Annotated in this window: 17 protein-coding genes, 2 tRNA genes and 1 pseudogene; 16 read left to right on the top strand and 4 right to left on the bottom strand. The window is 47.9% G+C overall.

Going from position 1 to position 19936, the window contains the following annotated elements; translation table 11 throughout:
* Positions 1 to 2: 2 nt before the first annotated feature.
* A complete protein-coding gene (gene sucD, locus WG89_RS13005) occupies positions 3 to 875 on the top strand; it encodes a succinate--CoA ligase subunit alpha (protein ID WP_062266747.1) in 873 nt (290 codons plus the stop codon).
* A 674-nt stretch (positions 876 to 1549) separates the two neighbouring features.
* Entirely contained in the window at positions 1550 to 2425 is an 876-nt protein-coding gene (locus WG89_RS12995; RefSeq protein ID WP_062266743.1) for a prenyltransferase, read from the top strand.
* Positions 2426 to 2649: 224 nt separating this feature from the next.
* On the opposite strand, the gene gspD is transcribed toward WG89_RS12995, so the two are convergent.
* Positions 2650 to 4764: a type II secretion system secretin GspD gene (gene gspD / locus WG89_RS12990; RefSeq protein WP_062266741.1), complete on the bottom strand. Its 2115-nt coding sequence runs from the start codon at positions 4762 to 4764 to the stop codon at positions 2650 to 2652.
* Between the two features lie 34 nt (positions 4765 to 4798).
* Positions 4799 to 5431, bottom strand: a complete 633-nt coding sequence (locus WG89_RS12985) for a type II secretion system protein N (RefSeq protein ID WP_062266740.1) — start codon at positions 5429 to 5431, stop codon at positions 4799 to 4801.
* A gap of 428 nt (positions 5432 to 5859) precedes the next feature.
* Between WG89_RS12985 and gspE the strand changes: the two genes are divergently transcribed.
* The 13 genes from gspE to cspE all read left to right on the top strand — a co-directional run bounded on the left by gspE (position 5860) and on the right by cspE (position 16682).
* On the top strand, positions 5860 to 7326 hold the full coding sequence (gene gspE / locus WG89_RS12980) for a type II secretion system ATPase GspE (RefSeq protein WP_062266890.1): 1467 nt from the start codon (positions 5860 to 5862) through the stop codon (positions 7324 to 7326).
* 29 nt (positions 7327 to 7355) lie between these two features.
* Positions 7356 to 8576: a type II secretion system inner membrane protein GspF gene (gene gspF, locus WG89_RS12975; RefSeq protein ID WP_062266737.1), complete on the top strand. Its 1221-nt coding sequence runs from the start codon at positions 7356 to 7358 to the stop codon at positions 8574 to 8576.
* 150 nt (positions 8577 to 8726) lie between these two features.
* Positions 8727 to 9161, top strand: coding sequence for a type II secretion system major pseudopilin GspG (gene gspG, locus WG89_RS12970; RefSeq protein WP_062266734.1), 435 nt, complete (start codon positions 8727 to 8729; stop codon positions 9159 to 9161).
* A gap of 47 nt (positions 9162 to 9208) precedes the next feature.
* Positions 9209 to 9739 (top strand): prepilin-type N-terminal cleavage/methylation domain-containing protein, encoded by a 531-nt coding sequence (locus tag WG89_RS31675; protein ID WP_062266731.1) that lies wholly within the window; start codon positions 9209 to 9211, stop codon positions 9737 to 9739.
* Positions 9720 to 10115 (top strand): type II secretion system minor pseudopilin GspI, encoded by a 396-nt coding sequence (gene gspI, locus WG89_RS12960; RefSeq protein ID WP_062266728.1) that lies wholly within the window; start codon positions 9720 to 9722, stop codon positions 10113 to 10115. Before WG89_RS31675 ends, gspI begins: the two co-directional genes overlap by 20 nt.
* Entirely contained in the window at positions 10112 to 10903 is a 792-nt protein-coding gene (gene gspJ, locus WG89_RS12955) for a type II secretion system minor pseudopilin GspJ (protein WP_062266725.1), read from the top strand. Before gspI ends, gspJ begins: the two co-directional genes overlap by 4 nt.
* Positions 10900 to 11877 (top strand): type II secretion system minor pseudopilin GspK, encoded by a 978-nt coding sequence (gspK, locus tag WG89_RS12950; RefSeq protein ID WP_062266722.1) that lies wholly within the window; start codon positions 10900 to 10902, stop codon positions 11875 to 11877. The genes gspJ and gspK overlap by 4 nt, the downstream gene beginning before the upstream one ends.
* A 9-nt stretch (positions 11878 to 11886) precedes the next feature.
* Positions 11887 to 13299 (top strand): type II secretion system protein GspL, encoded by a 1413-nt coding sequence (gene gspL / locus WG89_RS12945; RefSeq protein WP_062266719.1) that lies wholly within the window; start codon positions 11887 to 11889, stop codon positions 13297 to 13299.
* A 5-nt stretch (positions 13300 to 13304) separates the two neighbouring features.
* Positions 13305 to 13814 (top strand): type II secretion system protein GspM, encoded by a 510-nt coding sequence (gene gspM / locus WG89_RS12940; RefSeq protein ID WP_062266716.1) that lies wholly within the window; start codon positions 13305 to 13307, stop codon positions 13812 to 13814.
* A 180-nt stretch (positions 13815 to 13994) separates the two neighbouring features.
* Positions 13995 to 15482, top strand: a complete 1488-nt coding sequence (locus WG89_RS12935; RefSeq protein WP_062266713.1) for an FAD-dependent oxidoreductase — start codon at positions 13995 to 13997, stop codon at positions 15480 to 15482.
* 201 nt (positions 15483 to 15683) lie between these two features.
* A tRNA-Val gene (locus WG89_RS12930) sits at positions 15684 to 15759 on the top strand.
* 63 nt (positions 15760 to 15822) lie between these two features.
* A tRNA-Asp gene (locus tag WG89_RS12925) sits at positions 15823 to 15899 on the top strand.
* Positions 15900 to 16475: 576 nt separating this feature from the next.
* Positions 16476 to 16682, top strand: coding sequence for a transcription antiterminator/RNA stability regulator CspE (cspE, locus tag WG89_RS12920; RefSeq protein ID WP_062266710.1), 207 nt, complete (start codon positions 16476 to 16478; stop codon positions 16680 to 16682).
* 318 nt (positions 16683 to 17000) lie between these two features.
* Here the strand turns inward: cspE and WG89_RS12915 are convergent, their stop codons facing one another.
* Positions 17001 to 17309 carry a hypothetical protein gene (locus WG89_RS12915; protein WP_062266708.1) on the bottom strand — a complete coding sequence of 103 codons (309 nt, stop codon included), beginning with the start codon at positions 17307 to 17309 and terminating at the stop codon, positions 17001 to 17003.
* A gap of 273 nt (positions 17310 to 17582) precedes the next feature.
* Between WG89_RS12915 and WG89_RS12910 the strand changes: the two genes are divergently transcribed.
* On the top strand, positions 17583 to 19715 hold the full coding sequence (locus tag WG89_RS12910; protein ID WP_062266705.1) for a nitric-oxide reductase large subunit: 2133 nt from the start codon (positions 17583 to 17585) through the stop codon (positions 19713 to 19715).
* A gap of 101 nt (positions 19716 to 19816) precedes the next feature.
* Here WG89_RS12910 and WG89_RS32120 read toward each other — a convergent pair.
* A pseudogene (locus WG89_RS32120) lies at positions 19817 to 19936 on the bottom strand (IS5/IS1182 family transposase); the annotation flags it as partial.

Here is a 19936-nt window from a genome sequence, read left to right as displayed (position 1 = left end):
GAATGAGCGTCCTGATCAATAAAGATACCAAGGTTATCTGCCAGGGTTTCACCGGTTCCCAGGGTACTTTCCACTCCGAACAGGCGATTGCTTACGGCACTCGCATGGTCGGTGGTGTAACTCCGGGTAAAGGTGGCCAGGAACATCTGGGTCTGCCAGTATTCAACACCGTAGCTGAAGCCGTTGCTGAAACCGGTGCTGAAGCTTCCGTAATCTACGTACCTGCTGCTTTCTGTAAGGATTCTATCCTGGAAGCTGCCAATGCTGGCATCAAGCTGATTGTTTGCATCACTGAAGGCATTCCTACACTGGACATGCTGGACTGCAAAGTTCGTTGCGACGAGCTGGGTGTTACCCTGATCGGTCCTAACTGCCCAGGTGTTATCACTCCGGGTGAGTGCAAGATCGGTATCATGCCTGGTCACATTCACAAGCCAGGTAAAGTCGGCATCGTATCCCGTTCCGGTACCCTGACTTATGAAGCGGTTAAGCAGACTACTGACTTCGGTTTTGGTCAGTCTACCTGTGTAGGTATCGGTGGTGACCCGATTCCTGGTTCCAACTTCATCGACATCCTGAAACTGTTCGAAGAAGATCCACAGACTGAAGCCATCGTAATGATTGGTGAAATTGGTGGTACTGCAGAAGAAGAAGCGGCTGCTTTCATCAAAGAAAACGTAACCAAGCCTGTTGTTTCCTACATTGCCGGTGTCACTGCACCTCCAGGCAAGCGTATGGGTCACGCTGGTGCGATCATCTCTGGTGGTAAAGGTACTGCTGACGAGAAGTTTGCTGCACTGGAAGAAGCGGGCGTTAAAACCGTTCGTTCCCTGGCTGAAATCGGTAAAGCTCTGAAAGAGAAAACCGGTTGGTAAGCCTTGTTCAGGTGATTACCTGAACAGTATCAGTTTTGACTGATGGAACGGCCCATCTCTTAGGAGGTGGGCCGTTTTGCTTTTTAGAGCACTGTACTGAATCCGTTATACCAGTGCAGCCAAGAGTTAATGTATATACATACTCAGTTCATCCTGAGCTTATCGAAGGGTGGTGGTATTGGGTTTCGAAAGGCTCAGTGCGAACGGTATGGTGTTAGAGCTTGGGGTTTGTCTCAAAATATCTTCCCGATTTACACACGGATTCCGTTCGCCCTGAGCTTGTCGAAGGGTGGTGGTATTGGGCTTCGAAAGGCTCAGCCCGAAGGGTTTTGAGAGGGTTTCAACAAGGACGTTAATCTCAGACCACTCTTTAGATGTAACAGTCTCGTGTCGTTTTTCTCATGTGCTCTGGGGGATGTCACTTCATGTCTCTTATAGAGAGCCCTTTTTTCCTTCTTTTAAGCGCCTTTATTAGCTCCAGACAATACTGCTATCCTCTCTTATCAGTCTGATGAAGCACATTATTCATAGGCATTTCCGGTGAGCAGCCGCTTCGAGAATGGCGATCTTATGAGTAAACCATCTGAAGTCGGACTTACGGAATGTCGCTATAGGCTGTAGCCTTTGAATGGCACATAGTTCCACATTTATCTCCACCCTCAGGGAATCCTCCAGTGGATACACCGAATCTGAATCCAGACAAATACCGTTTTGTGCGGGCTCTCAGGCCCTTTTCTTTCTCCGTAGCGCTTATCACCTGTGGTCTGGGTATAGCAGTGGCATTTGCTAATGGCACAGGTGATTTGCTTAGGGCTATCGCTGTTATGGTTGCAGGGATTTTATTGCAGGCGGCCAGTAACCTGGCAAACGATCATGCCGACCTGCATTTTTGGAATGGACGAACCGGTTTGTTGGCAGAGCAGGTGATTCAGCAAATACGTCGTAACTTCCTCATTGCCGGTCTGCTGACTCTGGCCGCTATCGTAATCGGCTTGTGGCTGGTTTGGGTAACGGGCTGGCCACTGTTTATGCTGGGATTGTTTGGAGTGATTGCCGGCTATTTTTACACGGGTGAACCGATCGTGTACAAACACAGAGGGTTGGGTGTCCCGGCTGTTTTTCTTTTGACGGGTGTGCTAATGGTGAGTGGAGCTTACTATGCAGTATCCGGTGTCTGGGATAATAATCTGCTTTGGATTTCACTACCGGTGAGTCTTCTGGCTGCAGCACTTCTGGTTTCTAATGAAATCCGGGATTATCTGGATGATCAGTCTTCAAGTATACGTACACTGACAGTGAGAATGGGTTTTGATATGAGCAGGGCGTTGTATGTTGCTTTGCTCCTTTCTGTTTACCCTGTCAGCTATTACTTGTATGTGAATGAGTTTCTGCAGCAGCCTGCTTATCTGCTCTTCTCGTTGCTGGTGCTTTGGCAACCTCTTAAGTTATTGAAGTGCTCACCGGGTGATTTTCAATTAATGAAGTTACCACCCATGACAGGCCGGTTTTTTTTGGTGTTTGGCGTTTGCTTTATATTAAGTGTGTTTTAATGGGCGATAGAAATAACCTTTGTGGAAAAGGTTTTTAAACAATGAGGGTAAAGTAAGAGTTAATTAAAACTAGCTCTATTTATAGACGACTTGTTTCTTTTTATTGTCAGGGTTTTGAAAATTAAAAGTCAGTACTTTGCAAGTTTTTCCAAAACCCACATTCCAACTTTAGAAATAAAAAAGCCAGGTTAATCAACCTGGCTTTTTTGGTAACCATCCATGAATCAGTCGTTGGTCTGCCAAATCTTCTTATCCTTTTTGCGTAAATCAAATGCTTCGGGTTCGAACAGGGTGGATGGATCCTCTGGCAGCATGTCAGGTGCCTTCTTGTTATGCTGAATCACTTTCAGTTTGCTGTAACGATCTTTGGTCGCTTTAGCCAGTGTTTCAGAGTTTCTCATGATGGTAGGTCGGATAAACAGCATGAGGTTTCGCTTCTGGTTTTTATCCTGTTCGTAACGGAAAAGGTTTCCAATGATCGGGATATCGCCCAGCAGAGGCACTTTCTTCTTGGTCTGACTCTTGATGTTTTCAATCAAACCACCGATGACAATGGTCTGGCCGTCATCCACCAGAACTGTGGTTTTCAGGGTTCTGTTGTTAAAGATCAGATCATCATTTTTTAGCAGGGACTCTGATGTGCCAACGTCGAGAGAGGAAACCTCCTGCTCCAGCTCCAGTCGAATACCATTGCCTTCGCTGAGGTGGGGGGTGATCTTCAGCTTGATGCCCACATCCTTACGGTCTGTAGTGGTAAACGGGTTGTTGCTGCCACCACCGGCTGAAGTCTGATAAGAACCGGTCTTGATCGGAATGTTCTGACCCACCAGGAATTCAGCTTCCTGATTATCCAGGGTCAGCATGCTGGGCGTTGAGAGGATGTCGTTGTTGGATTTGGCGCTCAGAGCGGATACCAGCACACCAAAGTTGTCGCCTCTTAGTGCCAGTGAGCCCAGCGTGATGGCTGAGTTCTCCAGAATATGTCCGGTGACACTGCTTTTGGTTCCTGAAACCGTGGTAGTAGACTTACCGTCTGCCCCGGTTGTAGTGGATTCTCCACGAATGGTCTTCTTACCGTCTATGCCCCACTGAACACCCAGTGCGTCATCGATACCGCCAGAAACTTCCACGATGACAGCCTCCAGCAGTACCTGGGATCTTGGGATATCCAGCTGGCGAACAATATGCTCCATCTCGGCCAGAGTATCCGGGTCGGCAATCATGATCAGGGCATTCTGGGTCTCATCAGCTTTTACAAAGACGTTTGGTGCAGACTTGGCACTTTTGCTCTTTCCGCTAGGCTGCCCTTTGGTTTGAACCTTGGGTGATGAAGGTTGCTGTGGAACAGGCTGTTGGGCTGAAGCGGACGACTTGGCTTTCTTTTCCTGACTGTCCTGTATGGTGCTGGACGCTTCGGCCAGTATGTCGGCAATGTTTTTTGCGTCACCATAGCTAAGGAAGATAACCTTGGTGTTTGACTTGCGGATACCTTCCTTGTCCAGAGTTTCGACGAGCTTTCTTACCCTTTGACGTTTACTGGCGTTGCCTTTGATGACCAGGCGGTTGCTGCGCTCATCAGCAATGACCTGAAGCCCACTGGGCAGTTGGCCCTTACCTGTTACCAAAGTGTCCTGAATGATCTTGGAAACATCACCCACCCAGGCATGCTTCAGCTGAAGCACTTCATAATCGTTGTTGCCCGTTTCATCCAGCTCCCTCACCAGTTTGGTAATACGGTCTACGTTGTCAGCCAGGTCGCTGACAATCACGGCATTGCTGGATGCTGAAGCTGCTGCGTGACCGTATTGGGCTATCAGGGGACGGATAATGGGAATCAGCTCGATAGCGGACACACTGTGAAGCTCTATGACACGAGTGGTCATGACTGCGTCTCTGGGCTTCTGGGTGTCTGAAGGTGAGCTGGTTTTGGCCGTTGTGCTTGGCACGATATTGATGATGCTGCCTTTGGGAATTACGGCGTAGCCGTTGGCAGAGAGAACCTCCAGAAAGACGTCGTAAACTTCATCACTGCTCAGGGGCTTTGAAGAAATGACGGTCACCGTGTTACCGCCCTTGATTCTGGGGTCAATAACAAAGGTTTCACCGGTAATCTTGGCAATCTGGCCTATGAATTCCCGGATATCAGCATTCTGGTGATTCAGCGTCCACTTCTTGTCCTTGGCTGTTTCAGCCTTCAGGGCCTCGGCGGGGGCTTTTGCAGTGGGTGAGCTGGCAGGTACCGGTGCTGCAGAAACGCTGCTCTGAAGGCTCAGGGTAAGCAATGCAGCAAGCAGAGGTCTGAAGGCCATGGATACAAATGGACTGTCTTTAGTATTCATCACTTAACCATATGAAGAGGTTTTAATTCTTGTATCAAATCCCTTGATTAGCCTGCTGGAGCTTATCTCTTAACTCCTGCATGCGCTGTTCAAGTGATTTTCCATCCGGCTCCTGAGTGTAGCCGGGGCGTTCTGTTTTCTTATCCATAGCGTCTGTGGGGCTTTTGAATTCCTGTAAAGCCCTGTCATCTTTGCCGGCATCCGGGAAATAAAGGGTTTCAAGCTGGCCGTTGCGACTCAAAACCACATGATCCCTGTGCACTTCCCTGAGTATTGCGCCACCGGGAAGAGTGTCACCAATGCCATAAAGCTTGTCCTGATTGCTGCCTTGGATAATAGCACTTGAATTTTTGTTCTTCTGATCACGTTCACCAAGGGCTCCTCTTAGAACAAGATTCAATCTTGTTTTAGGAATATCGGCGGTCTCTTTAACGACTTCAGGTTGGTGATTAGCCCCAAAGAGTAATTCAAAGTCTTTTGGGGTGAGCACTTTCTCCTGAGTCTGGGTCTGGGACACCTGTTCAGAATTATCAAGAGGATCCTCTTTTATCCAGGATTGATAAAAGGAAAAAGACTGAATACCCAATGAAATAATCATGGTGCTTGTCAGCAATATGGTCAGTGCAGTGCGGTTTTTTCGATGGCCCCATTTTAAATAGGTGGCCATGACCTCTGAATTCATAGTGTTCTCTATTTAATGTTCACTTGATTAAGGAAGACACGCTGGGTCATGGACTATTCTTAATCTAAATAAAGCATAAGAGTGCTACTTTTAAAAGCTAGTGCTCTAACCAATAAAGAGTTTTCAAGTAATGGTTTGTACTCAGTGATTTCAATTTGATCAAAGAGTCGAGATGGTGTTTGAGTCATTTTTAAAATTCAGTTGTAAAATTCGGATATTGGATCAAACTTCCTGTGATGTGCCTGAAGAATAATTCAATTTCCAGGGCTCAGAGCAAAAAATACCTTGATTGATTATTTGTCGTCTCCAATCAACCTAATTAGAAGTTCTGGAATTATTAATTATCCAAGGAGTTAGCCTTGACTGACACAGCTGCCCTTCCAGAAGATCCGGATTCTCAAGATCAGGGACTGATGCTGCAGCGTCTGCCTTTTACCTTTGCCAAACGGCATGGTGTAGTGCTGGTCTGGGAGCAGGAGCAGCCAGTGCTCTATTTTCGTTCAGTCCCTTCTGCAGACATATTCTCTGAAGTTACCCGAATTACCTGTCAGTCGCCCATTTACCGAAAGGTGGGCACCGACAAGCTTTCTGAAATGCTTTCCGAGTGTTATCACAATGACAGCTCAGAAGCACTCCAGAACGCGGCCGGAATCAGTGATGATCTGGATCTCAGCAGTCTGGCAGAAGCCGTGCCTGTCACAGAGGATCTGCTTGAACAGAGTGACGATGCCCCTGTAATCCGGCTCATCAATGCCCTGTTAACCGAAGCGATTAAGGAAGGGGCTTCAGACGTTCATATCGAAACCTTTGAAAGTCATCTGGTGGTCAGGGTCAGGGTCGATGGCGTGCTTAGAGAGATTCTGAGTTTGCAAAGAACTCTGGCGGCATTGCTGGTTTCCAGAATCAAGGTTATGGCCCGGCTCGATATTGCAGAAAAACGTATTCCCCAGGATGGTCGAATTTCACTAAAAGTGGCTGGTAAGGAAGTGGATGTACGGGTATCAACACTGCCATCAAGTAATGGTGAACGTGTTGTACTGCGTCTGCTCGATAAGGCTGCAGGTCGTCTTGAGCTCAAGCATCTTGGTATGGCCAGTCAGGATCTTGAGAGAGTCTCAAGCCTATTGGCCAAACCCTATGGCATTATTCTGGTAACAGGTCCAACCGGCTCCGGTAAAACCACTTCACTGTATGCCTGTTTGACGTCATTGAATGATAAGTGCCGAAACATCCTCACCGTAGAAGATCCCATCGAATACAACCTTGAAGGTATTGGTCAGACCCAGGTGAACACCAAGGTGGATATGACTTTTGCCCGTGGTCTCAGGGCTATTCTTCGTCAGGATCCCGATGTCGTCATGGTCGGTGAGATCCGTGATACCGAAACCGCAGAAATTGCTGTTCAGGCCAGTTTGACGGGTCACCTTGTTCTTTCCACTCTGCACACCAATACCGCCATAGGCGCATTAACCCGATTGCAGGATATGGGGATTGAGCCCTTTCTTCTTTCGTCCAGCCTCTTGGGTGTCATTGCACAACGGTTGGTGAGGATGCTCTGTGATCAATGCAAACAACCCTACCAGCCAGATGAGGCTGAATGCCGCGAACTGGGCGTAGAGATGGCTTCTGCACCTAACCTTTTCCATGCAAAAGGTTGTAAAGAGTGTAACCACAGTGGTTACCGGGGGCGAACCGGTATTTATGAAGTCGTTATGGTTGATGAACAGGTTCGTAGAATGATCCATGCCGGCGAGGGAGAGCAGGCGATTACTGATTATGTCAGGCAGCGCTCACCTGGTATTCGCGATGATGGCGCCAAAAAGGTACTGGCTGGTCTGACCACATTGGAAGAAGTGCTCAGGGTGACCCAGAAAGATTAATCCGTATCGGAGGCGGATAACCGCACGACATGGCTGCATATGAATACATCGCCCTCGACCAGCAGGGCAAACAGCATAAGGGAACTCTGGAAGCAGACAGTAACCGGCATGTCCGGCAGATGCTGCGTGACAGGGAATGGACGCCGCTCTCAGTCAGTCCGGTATCTCAGCAGAAGAGAAATACCGCCTCTGGAGTGTCGACATTATTCCAGAGAGGGGTCTCAGCCGTGGAATTGGCCACGCTGACTCGTCAGTTAGCTACCTTGATTCAGGCCGCAATGCCCGTTGAGGAAGCTTTGTATGGTGTGGCCTCTCAACAGGAAAAACGTCGACTGAAGAATATGTTGCTGGCGATCCGCTCAAGGGTTCTGGAAGGTTACACACTGGCCCAGAGTCTTGAAGACTTTCCCCATATCTTTCCCCAGATGTTCAGAGCCACTGTGGCGGCTGGTGAGCATGCCGGTTATCTCGACAAGGTGCTTAACAGGCTGGCTGATTACACCGAAGCCAGAATGAAATCCACTCAGAGAATTCAGCAGGCGCTGCTCTATCCCATCATTTTGCTGGTGGCGGCCCTGGGCATCGTCAGTTTTCTTCTGGGCTATGTAGTACCGGATGTGGTGAAAGTGTTTGTTGATACGGGGCAGGAGCTGCCGGGTATTACCGTTGCCCTGATTGCGGCCAGTGAAGGCTTCCAGGCCTATTGGCCCTTCATATTCAGCATCATTTTCTTTGGGGTCGTAGCTTTCAAGCAGGCATTGAAAAAGCCTCCCATTCGTATGTCATGGGATCGTTTCTTTTTGCGTTTGCCCATTTTGGGACGATTCAGCAAAACCCTCAGCGCCGCACGTTTTGCCAGCACGCTCAGCATTTTGACCCGAAGTGGTGTGTCTCTCGTAGAAGCTCTGGTCATCGCGTCTCAGGTCATAGATAACCGGGCGATCTGTGAAGCGGTAAAAAGCGTTGCCAGAAGAGTCAGTGAAGGTTCCAGTCTCAACCGTGCGCTGGCAGAAACCGGATACTTTCCCCCCTTGATGCTTCATATGATCGGGAGCGGTGAATCCACCGGTGAACTGGACGAGATGCTGGACAGAACGGCACAGAATCAGCAGATGGAGCTCGATGGTCGAATTTCACTACTGCTTGGCCTGTTTGAGCCCTTGATGCTTGTGGTTATGGGAGGGGTTGTCATGGTGATTGTTCTGGCCATTCTGTTACCGATTTTGAATATGAACCAGTTATTGAACTGACAACGAACAGGGCCTGCTCCTTGGCAATGTTCATACAGGTAGAAACAGGACGTACAGGACGGGGTCTGCGGCTACTGGCCCAGATTTCTCTGGAAGTGGCGGCAGTGGGTCCACTTCTTAGGTACGGAATCCATTGAAGAGGTCGTGAAAATGATGACAAGACAGGTACAAAGAGGCTTTACCCTCATTGAGATCATGGTGGTTGTAGTGATTCTTGGGATTCTGGCAGCCATGGTAGCTCCTAAGATTCTCAGCCGTCCGGATCAGGCCAAGGTGACAGTAGCGCGTTCTGATATTGAAACGATCTCCCAGGCGCTGGAACTGTTCAGATTGGATAATGGGTTTTATCCGTCAACCGATCAGGGGTTGGACGCGCTGGTCAAGAAGCCAACTATTACTCCGGAACCCAGAAACTGGAATCCCGAGGGTTATCTGAAAAAGGCACCGGTTGATCCCTGGGGAAATGCCTACATCTATCTTCAGCCAGGTAATCATGGCAAATACGATCTCTATTCCCAGGGAGCCGATGGGCGTGAAGGCGGCGAGGGCCTTGATGCTGATATCACCAACTGGGAAGAGTCGTGAGTTCAACCCGGATAGCAGATTTAACCTTCCAAAGCTACAGGGATTCAATGAAGTATCCGGTGCCTGAAGGACGCAGCCGAGCGAAAAGGAGCCGGGGGTTCACCCTGGTTGAACTGCTGGTTGTCATTCTGATTATCGGGATCTTGCTGGGTATTACTCTGTTGAGTCCCATCACTGGCACTGTTCAGAAGACGGTTCAGGAGCAGGCGGCCAGGTTACAGGTTCTTTTCTCTCAGGTGAGGGACAAGGCGTTACTGGATAACGCGGAATATGGCTTTTCTATAGACAAGAGCGGTCGCTATCACTGGTGGGTGTTGCCTCTTGAAAGCAAGGAGTGGGTAGCCATCACTGAGACCCCTTTCCAGCCATATAAAATGCCAGACAGTTTGAATGTTTATCTGAACACGGCGGAAGGAGATCTTCCTTACCTGGAGCCCAGAGAAGAAGGCCCCAGTGTGGTGTTTTATTCAGACTACCAGGTGACCCCTTTTTCTCTGTATGTGGTGCCTGATGAAAATAAAAAGCAGAAGGTGGTGCTGACAACCGATGGTCTGTCCGATGTCGAAGTCGTCCGTTAGAGCCCGGGGGTTCACCCTGATCGAAGTGATGGTGGCGCTGGTGGTGTTTGCTGTGGCCGCTTCCATGCTGATGCTGGCGGATGGCAACAGCATCCGGCAAACCCGTTATATGCAGGAGAAAGTTCTGGCGGCTCAAGTGGCGGACCAATACCTAAGCCGCATGCAGGCAGAGAAGAACTGGCCTGATAAGGGCATAAAAGGCAAGGTCGAAAACTATGCCGGTTATTACTGGTATGTAAGGCAAACCGTTCGGGACACCAGTGAGCGAGATTTCAGGAAGATTGTGGTGGATGTTTTTGTCGGGAATCAGAAACCGGGGGATGATGACATTTCGATGTTTTCTTTGGACTCCTATCTGAGGAAGCCCAAGAAATGAAGGGAAGTAAAGGGTTCACGCTGCTTGAGCTGATGATTGCGATTCTGCTGTTTGCCATGATCAGTACTGCCGCTTACAAGCTGTTTGATTCTGTCAGCAGGGCACAGCAGGTGACGGATGGGATTCTGGATAACCTGGATGAGATTCAGCGTGCACAACTGATCCTTGAAAAGGATCTTTTCCAGATGGCAGCCAGACCGATAAGGGATGAGTTTGGTGACAGTCAGCCTGCGGTCAAGTCACCCAGTCGGGATGGCTTTGCCCTGGAGTTTACTCGCACGGGTTGGCGAAATCCCCTGCAGGAACTGAGAAGTAATTTGCAGCGGGTGGCTTATGATTTGGAAGAAGGCGAGCTGATTCGTTATTACTGGTTGATGCTGGATCGTGCTCCGGATCCTGTACAGATCAGGCAGGTGGTTCTTCGTAATGTCCAGGGGCTGAAAGTACGCTTCATGGATGAGAAGAAGCGCTGGAGCAGCAGTTGGCCTCCCGCAAAACAATCTCAGGGCCCACAGCCACAGCCTGCAGGGGCCGCGGCAGCCAAAAAAACGGAAGATCCGGTGATGCCTCATGCGATCGAGCTGACAGTGCAGCATGTGAATTTTGGATCTCTGGTAACAGTGCTGCCGGCCATTGACTTTAAGCCTTCGGATGCCCAGAAAAAGCCGGAGCAGGAACAACAAAAAGGGTCGAAGAAAGGCACACAAAAAGCGCCCACGCCTAAATCGGATGATGACGGTGAAGAGGGTGATGATGTGGACGAAGAGTTCGAAGAGGGTGAATCATGAAATCAGTTAACAGGCAGAGCGGCATTGCCCTGATCTATGTGCTGCTGATTTTCGCCATGATCACTTTAATGGCTTCACAGATGGTTACCAGCCTCTGGCTCCATACTGAGAAGAATGCCCGCTACCTGGAGCGGATTCAGGCCAGGCACTACGCTATGGGAGCAGAACAATATGTGGCTCTTCTTCTTGAACAGGATGCTGAGGACGACAAGAAGAAAAAGAAAGTCATGGATCATGAGAGTGAACGCTGGAACGTTCAGGAAGTGGGGTACGCAGTGGATCAGGGCGAAATTGAGCTGCTGATTGTAGATGAAACCAGCCGGTTTAATTTGAACTGGCTGGCTGCAGAAGCCCTGGATGGTCAGAAATTTGATGCCATGTTCCAAAAAATGCTGCAAAACCTTGGGCTCGATGTACAGATAACCTCTGCCATCAAGGATTGGATAGATGCGGATCAGGAGCCCACCGAAACGGGGGGCGAAGATAATAATTATCTGGTCATGGAGCCTCCGAGAAGGACGGCAGATGCTCCCATTGCATCACTGTCAGAGCTGAGGCTGATACAGGGCATTGGTAGCTATGAATTTGATTTGCTCGCACCTCTGGTGACGGCTTTACCGAATAGCAGCAAGATAAATGTGAACACCGCACTGCCGGAAGTAATGCGTGCCCTGTCTGATAAACTCACAGAAGGGGATGTAGCGACTATTATTGATGCTCGGAGTGCAGAAGGGTTTGCCAAGCTGGAAGATCTCGCCAAATTACCAGCGCTTAAAGATAAAACGGCGGCCATCAAAGAAGTGCCCCTGGATGTTGCCAGCAATTATTTCACCGCATATATCAAGGCAACGTACCGTGATACGACATTCTATTTAAGAACCCTTTTGTATCGAAATGCAGAAGGACAGGTTCAAATCGCCGGTCGTGAGATTGGACCCAACGATTATTGGGTAACAGCCAAGAAGGAATCCTGAGGTCTAATAATGAAAAACATCCTGTTGATTCGGATACCTCCACCGGTTTCCCGGATAGCGTCTGATTCCAGAGTTCAGTGGGGGGCTTTTGCTGGTAATGGGCAGCTCTCGGGAGATTTTCATGTCTCAGAGCTGGGCCAGATAAAAAATGACTGGGTCCGGTTTGTTATCCAGCAGTCAGACAATAAAGAGCTGGACGAAACCATTCTGGAAGACGAAATGCCTGATCAGGTGGTTGTGTTGTTGCCAGGCACACTGGTGATACACAAGCAGTTGCCGATCAACGGTGGCCAGCGCAAGCACCTGTCTTCTGCTTTGCCTTTTATGATTGAAGAAGAGCTGGCTGAAGATATTGAGTCAATGCATCTGGCCAGCTATCTGCATCGTAAAAGTGATCAGGTTTCTGTTTCTGCTATCCCTCATGAACAGATGCAGTCATTATTAGCCAGTCTTGATGAGCAAGGTATTTCCGCCCAACAAGTCATGTCAGAGCTGCAGTTTATTCAAGCAGTACCACAAGAACTTAACCTGTTGCTTGAAAATGAATCCGTAATCCTTTCCGAACCGGCTAAATCCAGTGTTTGTCTTGATTATGATGCCTTGAAGTTTGTGTTGGATCACTGGGGTGAAAAAGCCACTGATGACCTGATGCAAACCGATGCAGAACTGCCCGCAGAAGAATCCACTTCCCTGGTGAATGCCAGAATGAAGTTTGCTGATGGTCTTGCTCCTTTATCTACGGAGCAGAGGGATCAGGTCAAGCATTGGTTGGGTGAGAGTGGCTGGCTGGTGGAGGAAGAGCCGCTGACAGAAAGTGTCTTCGAGTATCTGGCCGGGCTTTATTTCGCTTCGAGACGATCTGCCGATCTGGTTGATTTGAGGCATGGGCCTTATCAGTGTCCAAAAAGAGCCAGCAGAAAGCTTCGTCGTTGGAAACCACTGGCACTGGTAGCTTCTGTCTGGTTATTGCTTGAGCTTGGTCTCAAAGTGGGAGAGGGTGTTTTTTATCATCAGAAAGCACAGGATTATTGGAAAGATACTGCTGCGCTGTATCTGGAAGTATTCCCCCAGGATCAGCAGGTGTTGGAAGCTCAATCCAGTGCAGCAGGTAGCATTAACCTCAAAAGCCGTATGGAAAGTCGTCTGAAGAGTGCCGGACAGAAAGCAGGTGGAGAGCCTTTCCTGCCACTGTTACAGCAGGTTTCCGCTGTATCCTCATCATTACCTGAATTGAAGCTGAAGCCTGTCAGTATGGATTTCAATGAAGCGTCGGGCAAGCTGGTTCTGGAGCTAAACGCTGACAATCTTGAAGGGGTTGATAAATTGCTGGCAGCCGTTAAATCTTCCGGGTTGAGCGCGCGTCTGGACAGTGCCAACCAGGCAAAAACGGGTGTTAATGCCCGTATGACAATAGGCAGGTGAGGCTGATGAAACTGACAAATCTACTGGAAAGAAGCCCACTCTGGCTGCAGGTTCAGGCGAAATATGAGTTGATGCCTGAGAAAGACCGCAGGGCTCTACACCTGTTGACTGCTCTTTTGCTGGTGGCCGCTGTTTACCTTTTGGTATGGGAACCGGTGACAGCCTGGAGTGAAAGTCAGAAAGAAGAGTTTGCCTACCAGCAATCCGTCCATGAATGGATGGAAGAAAACATTGGTCCAGCAAAAATGGCTCAGAAAAAACAGAAAACTGCAGCCGGAAAAAAGGATCTTTCATCCGTCGTATCAGGCAGTGCAAGACAGGCTGATCTGACATTGAGCCGTGTTCAGCCCGATCGCAAAGGGTTGGGCGTTTGGATTGAAGATGCTGCGTACCAGAAATTACTGGCCTGGATGGTCGCGCTGGATACCCGTTACGAAGTCACCATTCAGCAGGTGAAGATAGACCGTGGCAAGGATGAGGGCCGGGTAAAGGTTTATATGCATCTGGCAAATTGAGTGCTTATCAATTCAGTTGTCTAAAAATGGATTTATCTTTAATGGCGCTTCATTGAGGCATTTTGGCTCTATGTCTATCCATTGAATTTCTATCAGGAACAATAAGTGCAAGGGAGTTGCTAATGAACCTGGGTCCAGACAGCCCCCTCCACAGATGGTAAGAAATACAGTGGTCAGACTGTGGATGACAGTCAAAAAGACGTTGGGACAAAAAAGGTTCTGACCGCTGATGGCAGAACTCTTAAGGAAACTGGGCCTGTTGAAAGGGTCCTGGACAGGAAAGAGCATGATAAACCCCTCGCCGACCTTAAGGGTTACAAGGTTTCTAGACCTCAAAACCTCTCGGAGAGAGAACATCAACTGAAGTGTTCCATCCAAGATCAATACCAGTCAACAACGACAACCGTTGCATCCAGAGCTCAATTGGACTCAGAAAGATGCGATTATTTGCAAAAAGCAGGTATTCCTCATTTTGAGGCTGTTGTGGTGGGTGAAGGCCCTGCAGGTTTGATGGCGGCATTGGAGTTGGCTAAAAAAGGTCATAAGACGTGTATTCTGGAAGCACGATGTGATGAAGGGTGGGATATTCGTTCAAGTGTGATGCGTATTTCGCAACCGGTGACCCAATACTTGCTTCAGTCACTGAATGAGCTGGAGCACGAGTTGGGTAAGGCTCATGTTTTTTCGCACACAAAAAAGTCTAATCTGGAGCATCATAAGTCGCTTGGCAAGCTTCAGGAGTTATTACTTGCTGCTCCAGACGGTTGTGAAGTTCAAACGGATGTCATACAGCGAATTCTGGAGCAGTACGCGATTCATAAATACCCTGAAGATGTTGTCATCCATAAAAGTGCCAGAACGAAGGCGATAGATCCCTGGCTGCAAGTGATTCATACAGAAAGTGAGGGGGGGAGTTTTCAGGTGGCCTTCGATAATGTTGTTCATGCTGATGGTGTTCATGGTCAGTCTCGAACACTTATTGCAGATCAACTGGGGGTTAAGACGGAATATCAGGAACAGTCGGTAGAACATGATGGTAAGTGCCATTGTGCATACGTTCAGTCGAAAGACTTTAAACAACTTACTCATAAAGGTATCAATCACTTTACTAAGAAATATTATGATCAGGATCTGTTGGCTCAGCTAAATGATCTCGAATGGTGGAGTGGGTTTGTGCCAAGAACAACGCTTCAAAAGCCCCATAAGGATTCAGATAAAGTCTGGATTGCAGGCCAGTTTCCAAAGTATCTGGATCCTGACATGCAATTGGAGTGGGTGCGCCTTGTCTGTCGTATAGCGTTTTCCAGGAAGGTCTCTGGCGTTGGAGTTGCTACTGAGCTTAAAGACCTGAAATTTATTGAACAGGAAGGGAGGACAGAAAGGAGCTTGAAAAAATCCAGCTTGAGCAAGGCAGTATTCGATCTCCGTAAGAAAAAGCTCGTTAATCCTAAAGTTGATATTGTCTTTGGCCAAAGTATCTCAGTGGGAGATGCTGCAGAGTCCCCCAATTTTTTTATCGCAGAAGGCATCAAAAGTGCTTTTTCTGATGCTCAAAAACTGGATCTACCTATTCCTCCCAGAGATTTCTCCAATGTGAAGAGTAGCGATGGCGGTGCATCTTCTGATGCTGGCTTTGACTCGGGTTATTCTTCTGAGGGAAAAAGCTGACACTGATATCGATTTAAACCTTTTGCTCAGCTTTTGGTTTTTCCAATTACCTTGTCATCTGGGGAACGATGACCAGAGATCCACAAATTTACGTTATAGAGTACTAAAGTTCTAATTTTGTCGTGTTTTTCCCCTTGACACTTTGACCTGATCTACATAATATTTGCCCCACTTCAGCGCAACGCACCGCGCAGAGAAGTCGGGTGATTAGCTCAGCTGGGAGAGCATCTGCCTTACAAGCAGAGGGTCGGCGGTTCGATCCCGTCATCACCCACCATTTTCTCGAAAGAGAATGCGTGACCGCATGATATGCAACTAAGCATCATGTGAAAAATGCAGCGGACCGGTAGTTCAGTTGGTTAGAATGCCGGCCTGTCACGCCGGAGGTCGCGGGTTCGAGTCCCGTCCGGTCCGCCATATATCAAAAACCCTGTAGGCTGTCGTCTACAGGGTTTTTCTCGTTTTGCCCTACGTATATAGGGTTTTCGCCTTTTTCCTCGGTACTGTAAAACCGACCTGTTCCCCGTTTTCCTTTCTGTCTCTTTTGGTTTCTCTCTCTTCTCGGGTTTTCTGGAGGAACTGAGGTCCCATTTCCTCCACTTTGGTTTTTCTTTTTAAAACAGTACGTTGGTTCGTTTTTTTGGCTGGCAGAGGTTGTGTTGTTCAAACATCATCAAAGCAGATATTGGTCGAATGGTACAAACTCTTGAACTGGAACAGAGCATATAGGTAGAAATAATGGCAATTAAGCTATTGTCGTCGTTAATAATTGGCTTATACTTATTGTCGATAGCTCGAAGTCATGTAAAATGAGCACCACGTTATAAGTGTGTTTGATTCTTTATGTATAGATTTGATGTTCCGAGCGTAGTAGCTCGTCATGTTCTTCATAAGTAATAACAAAACTTCTAGCTTTACTGTCTTTGTTGCTGTGAATCAGATTACTGAGGAACGCGACAGGCAACTTTGTTTAAGAAAATTCAGGATATGATTATGTCTACTACTACCGGTACTGTTAAGTGGTTCAACGAAGAGAAAGGTTTTGGTTTCATCGCTCAGGAAAACGGTCCTGACGTGTTTGCCCATTTCCGTCAGATCGTTGGCGACGGTTTCAAGACTCTGGCTGAAGGCCAGCGCGTTGAGTTCACCGTAACTCAAGGCCAGAAAGGTCCTCAAGCTGAAGACATCCGTCCTCTGTAAGGACTGAGCTGCAATAATGTAGCTTACTTGCTTCATGTAATGTGAAGCCGAAAAGGCAATACCTCAGGGTGTTGCCTTTTTTGTGTTTAAGGGAAATAAAGCTAGGAAGGGTTTTTGGTCACTACTAACATCTGGCAACAGTTCAAATCATTGATTTCTGAAGGCAGTAAAAATGGTTGCCTCAATTATCTGCAAAAAATGCAATGGCACCAGTCAGACCAAGCTTCAAGATGGTTCTATCGTGATAGTCAAAGGTGAGTCTTAGGGGCTGGGTGATTAAGCGTTCTTGCTAACCCTTTTCAGGGTTTTGTCAGCCTATTAGCCTTTGACCATGCCACGAGCTTTGGGAGGCGAGTCATACAGACTGTAGTCAGTCACTTCCTCCTGCCAAAGATAGGCTTTATCTCGTTTGGCTTGCTCAATGGTTTTTCCAAAAATATCCAGATGAATCTGCTCCATCAACGTCTCTAACTCATCGTTGGTCACCAGACCCATAAAAACACCGGCGTGCATAAAGCCTTCGCAGCGATGTTTTACTGAACTCGGTAGTCTTTGAGAACGCTTTGAGGCACTGAACAGTTCTCTTAACCTTCTTTCAATTTCTGTAATAAATTGCTTCTTATCCATAAAGTAGTACTGTCGATATCCTTCAAATCCCGTTTTCAGTGCTGCTAGAGCAATATGTCCTTACGATTATACACTCGTGCTGATTTTAAAATCCTACACTAGACAGCCTCTGATGGTTATGAGATTTTCCAGCGTTTATCAAAATGCTGTGTACTGTACTATGCATTCATAAATACGACATAAACCGGATTCATCTATCCTTTCATCGTTCAACGTCTTGTTTCGAGATAGGGCTTATATTTCTTTCTTTCAGATTGAAGTGTGGAGAGGTTTATGGATTACCGTCGTACATTTACCCTGCCACGGCTTTGGTGGATTCTTTTTGTTCTGGTTTTTGCTTCCTTTGTCGTTTTGCTCTTAGTGGGAGGGCGACTTTATCAGGTGGCGCCACCGGTTCCTGAGAAAGTAGTAACCAGCACAGGTCAGGTCTTATTTACCCGGCAGGACATTCAGGAAGGTATGGATGTCTGGAGAAGTCTGGGTGGTATGCAGCTCGGTTCTGTCTGGGGGCATGGAGCATACCTTGCACCGGACTGGACGGCGGATTTTCTGCATCGTGAAGCGGAGGCCATAATTGAGCGTCGTTCGGGGAGAAAAATCAGTGCTTTGACTGAACCTCAGTTGGCTCGATATTCGGCGATTCTGGGGTCTGAGCTGAAGGTCAACACTTATAACCCTGAAACTGGCGTTATTGTTCTTTCAGATGAAAGAGAGCGCGCTATTCGTTCGGTTCAGAAACACTACCTGGGTCTGTTTGGTGCAAATAACTCAATGGACTTCCACAAGTTAAGAATTGCCTACGCTATTCAGGAAAAGCCCCTGGGTCTCAACCCCGACCAGGCGATTCTGAAACTTTCATCCTTCTGGTGGTGGACTGCCTGGGCTTCTGTCACCCAAAGACCCGATGACAAGGTCAGCTACACCAATAACTGGCCCCATGAACCACTGGTTAACAATACGCCCAGCGCCTTCTCATTCTTGTGGACATTTATTTCAGTTGTCATTCTTATTGCTGCTATTGGTGTTCTGTGTTGGTTCTTTAACAGACAGAGGGCTACCTGGGAGGACGACCTGGTTCCCGAATCAGGCTACGCAGCCACTGATCCATTAGAATCCATTCAACCCACCGCTTCCATGAGAGCCACAACCGGCTATTTCTGGATTGTCATTCTGTTGATTGGTTTTCAGATCGTCCTGGGAGCAGTAACTGCACACTATGCAGTGGAAGGGCAGGACTTTTATGGTATTCCTCTGTCAGAACTTTTTCCCTATTCACTGACCAGAACCTGGCATGTGCAGTTAGCTGTATTATGGATTGCTACAGCCTGGTTAGGTGCAGGGCTGTATGCGGCTCCTTTGATTGCTGGCAGAGAACCGAAATTTCAGGCGTTGGGTGTATGGCTGTTACTGCTGGCGCTAGTGGTTGCCGTGGTGGGCTCTCTTTTTGGCGAATGGGCTGCGATTCAGGGGTTGATTAATGACCCGGTGATCAACTTCTGGTTTGGTCATCAGGGGTATGAATTTCTGGATCTTGGACGTTTCTGGCAATGGTTGATCTTTCTGGGTCTTTTGATCTGGCTGGGCTTAATGGCCAGGGGTATTTTACCAGCAATTTGTCGTAAGGAAGACGACGGGCATCTTCTCCTTCTATTGCTCCTGTCCTCTGCTGCAGTGGGTTTGTTGTATGGAACGGGATTGCTTTATGACCGCCATACCCATCTGACACTGGCCGAATATTGGCGCTGGTGGGTGGTGCATTTATGGGTTGAGGGAGTCTTTGAAGTCTTTGCCGCTGCCTGGGTTAGCTGGATCTTCGTGAAGATTGGTTTGATTCGAGCGAGAACAGCAGCAATTTATGTGATTTTTTCTACAGCTGTCTTTCTGGGAGGGGGAGTGCTTGGAACCTTCCATCATCTCTACTTTTCGGGTACGCCTGAGTCTGTTCTGGCATTGGGGGCGGTGTTTTCAGCGCTGGAAGTAGTTCCTCTGGCATTGATTGCCTTTGATGCCCACGATCACTGGCAACTTAAACAGGCTTCTCCATGGGTGGCAAAGTACAGGCTGCCTTTAATGTTTTTTTTGGCTGTTGCCTTCTGGAATCTGGTGGGCGCAGGGGTTCTGGGCTTTCTTATCAATCCACCGTTGGCTCTTTATTATCTTCAAGGGCTTCAAACTACACCCACTCATGGCCATGCAGCATTGTTTGGTGTTTATGGCATGCTTGGTATTGGCATGATGCTCTTTTGTCTTCGAGGTTTAAGGCATCAGGGGTGGTCTGACACATTACTTTTATGGGTATTCTGGTTATTGAATGGTGGTCTGGCCTTGATGGTGTTTGGCTCTCTGCTGCCTCAGGGATTGATACAAGGCTATGTGTCGTTTAGGGAACCTGCGAATAACCTCTAATTTACTTCCCTTCTTGAATCGAGTTCGAAGTAGGACTGAAATCAGAGGTCTCAACCCCTTATTTGTATGATATTTAGCCACTTTCGTGACTTCAGGGCGGACTAACCCTGTGCCCGGATCATTTGATCCAGTCGAACAATATTCGCCAGGGCAAATAAAGTAGACAGTTTATTGTCATTCTTCTTCAAACCTCGATACCTGGCTTTTATAAATCCAAATTG

It is taken from the genome of Endozoicomonas arenosclerae (assembly GCF_001562015.1).
Lineage (GTDB): Bacteria > Pseudomonadota > Gammaproteobacteria > Pseudomonadales > Endozoicomonadaceae > Endozoicomonas_A > Endozoicomonas_A arenosclerae.
This window is presented reverse-complemented; position numbering and strand designations above follow the sequence as displayed.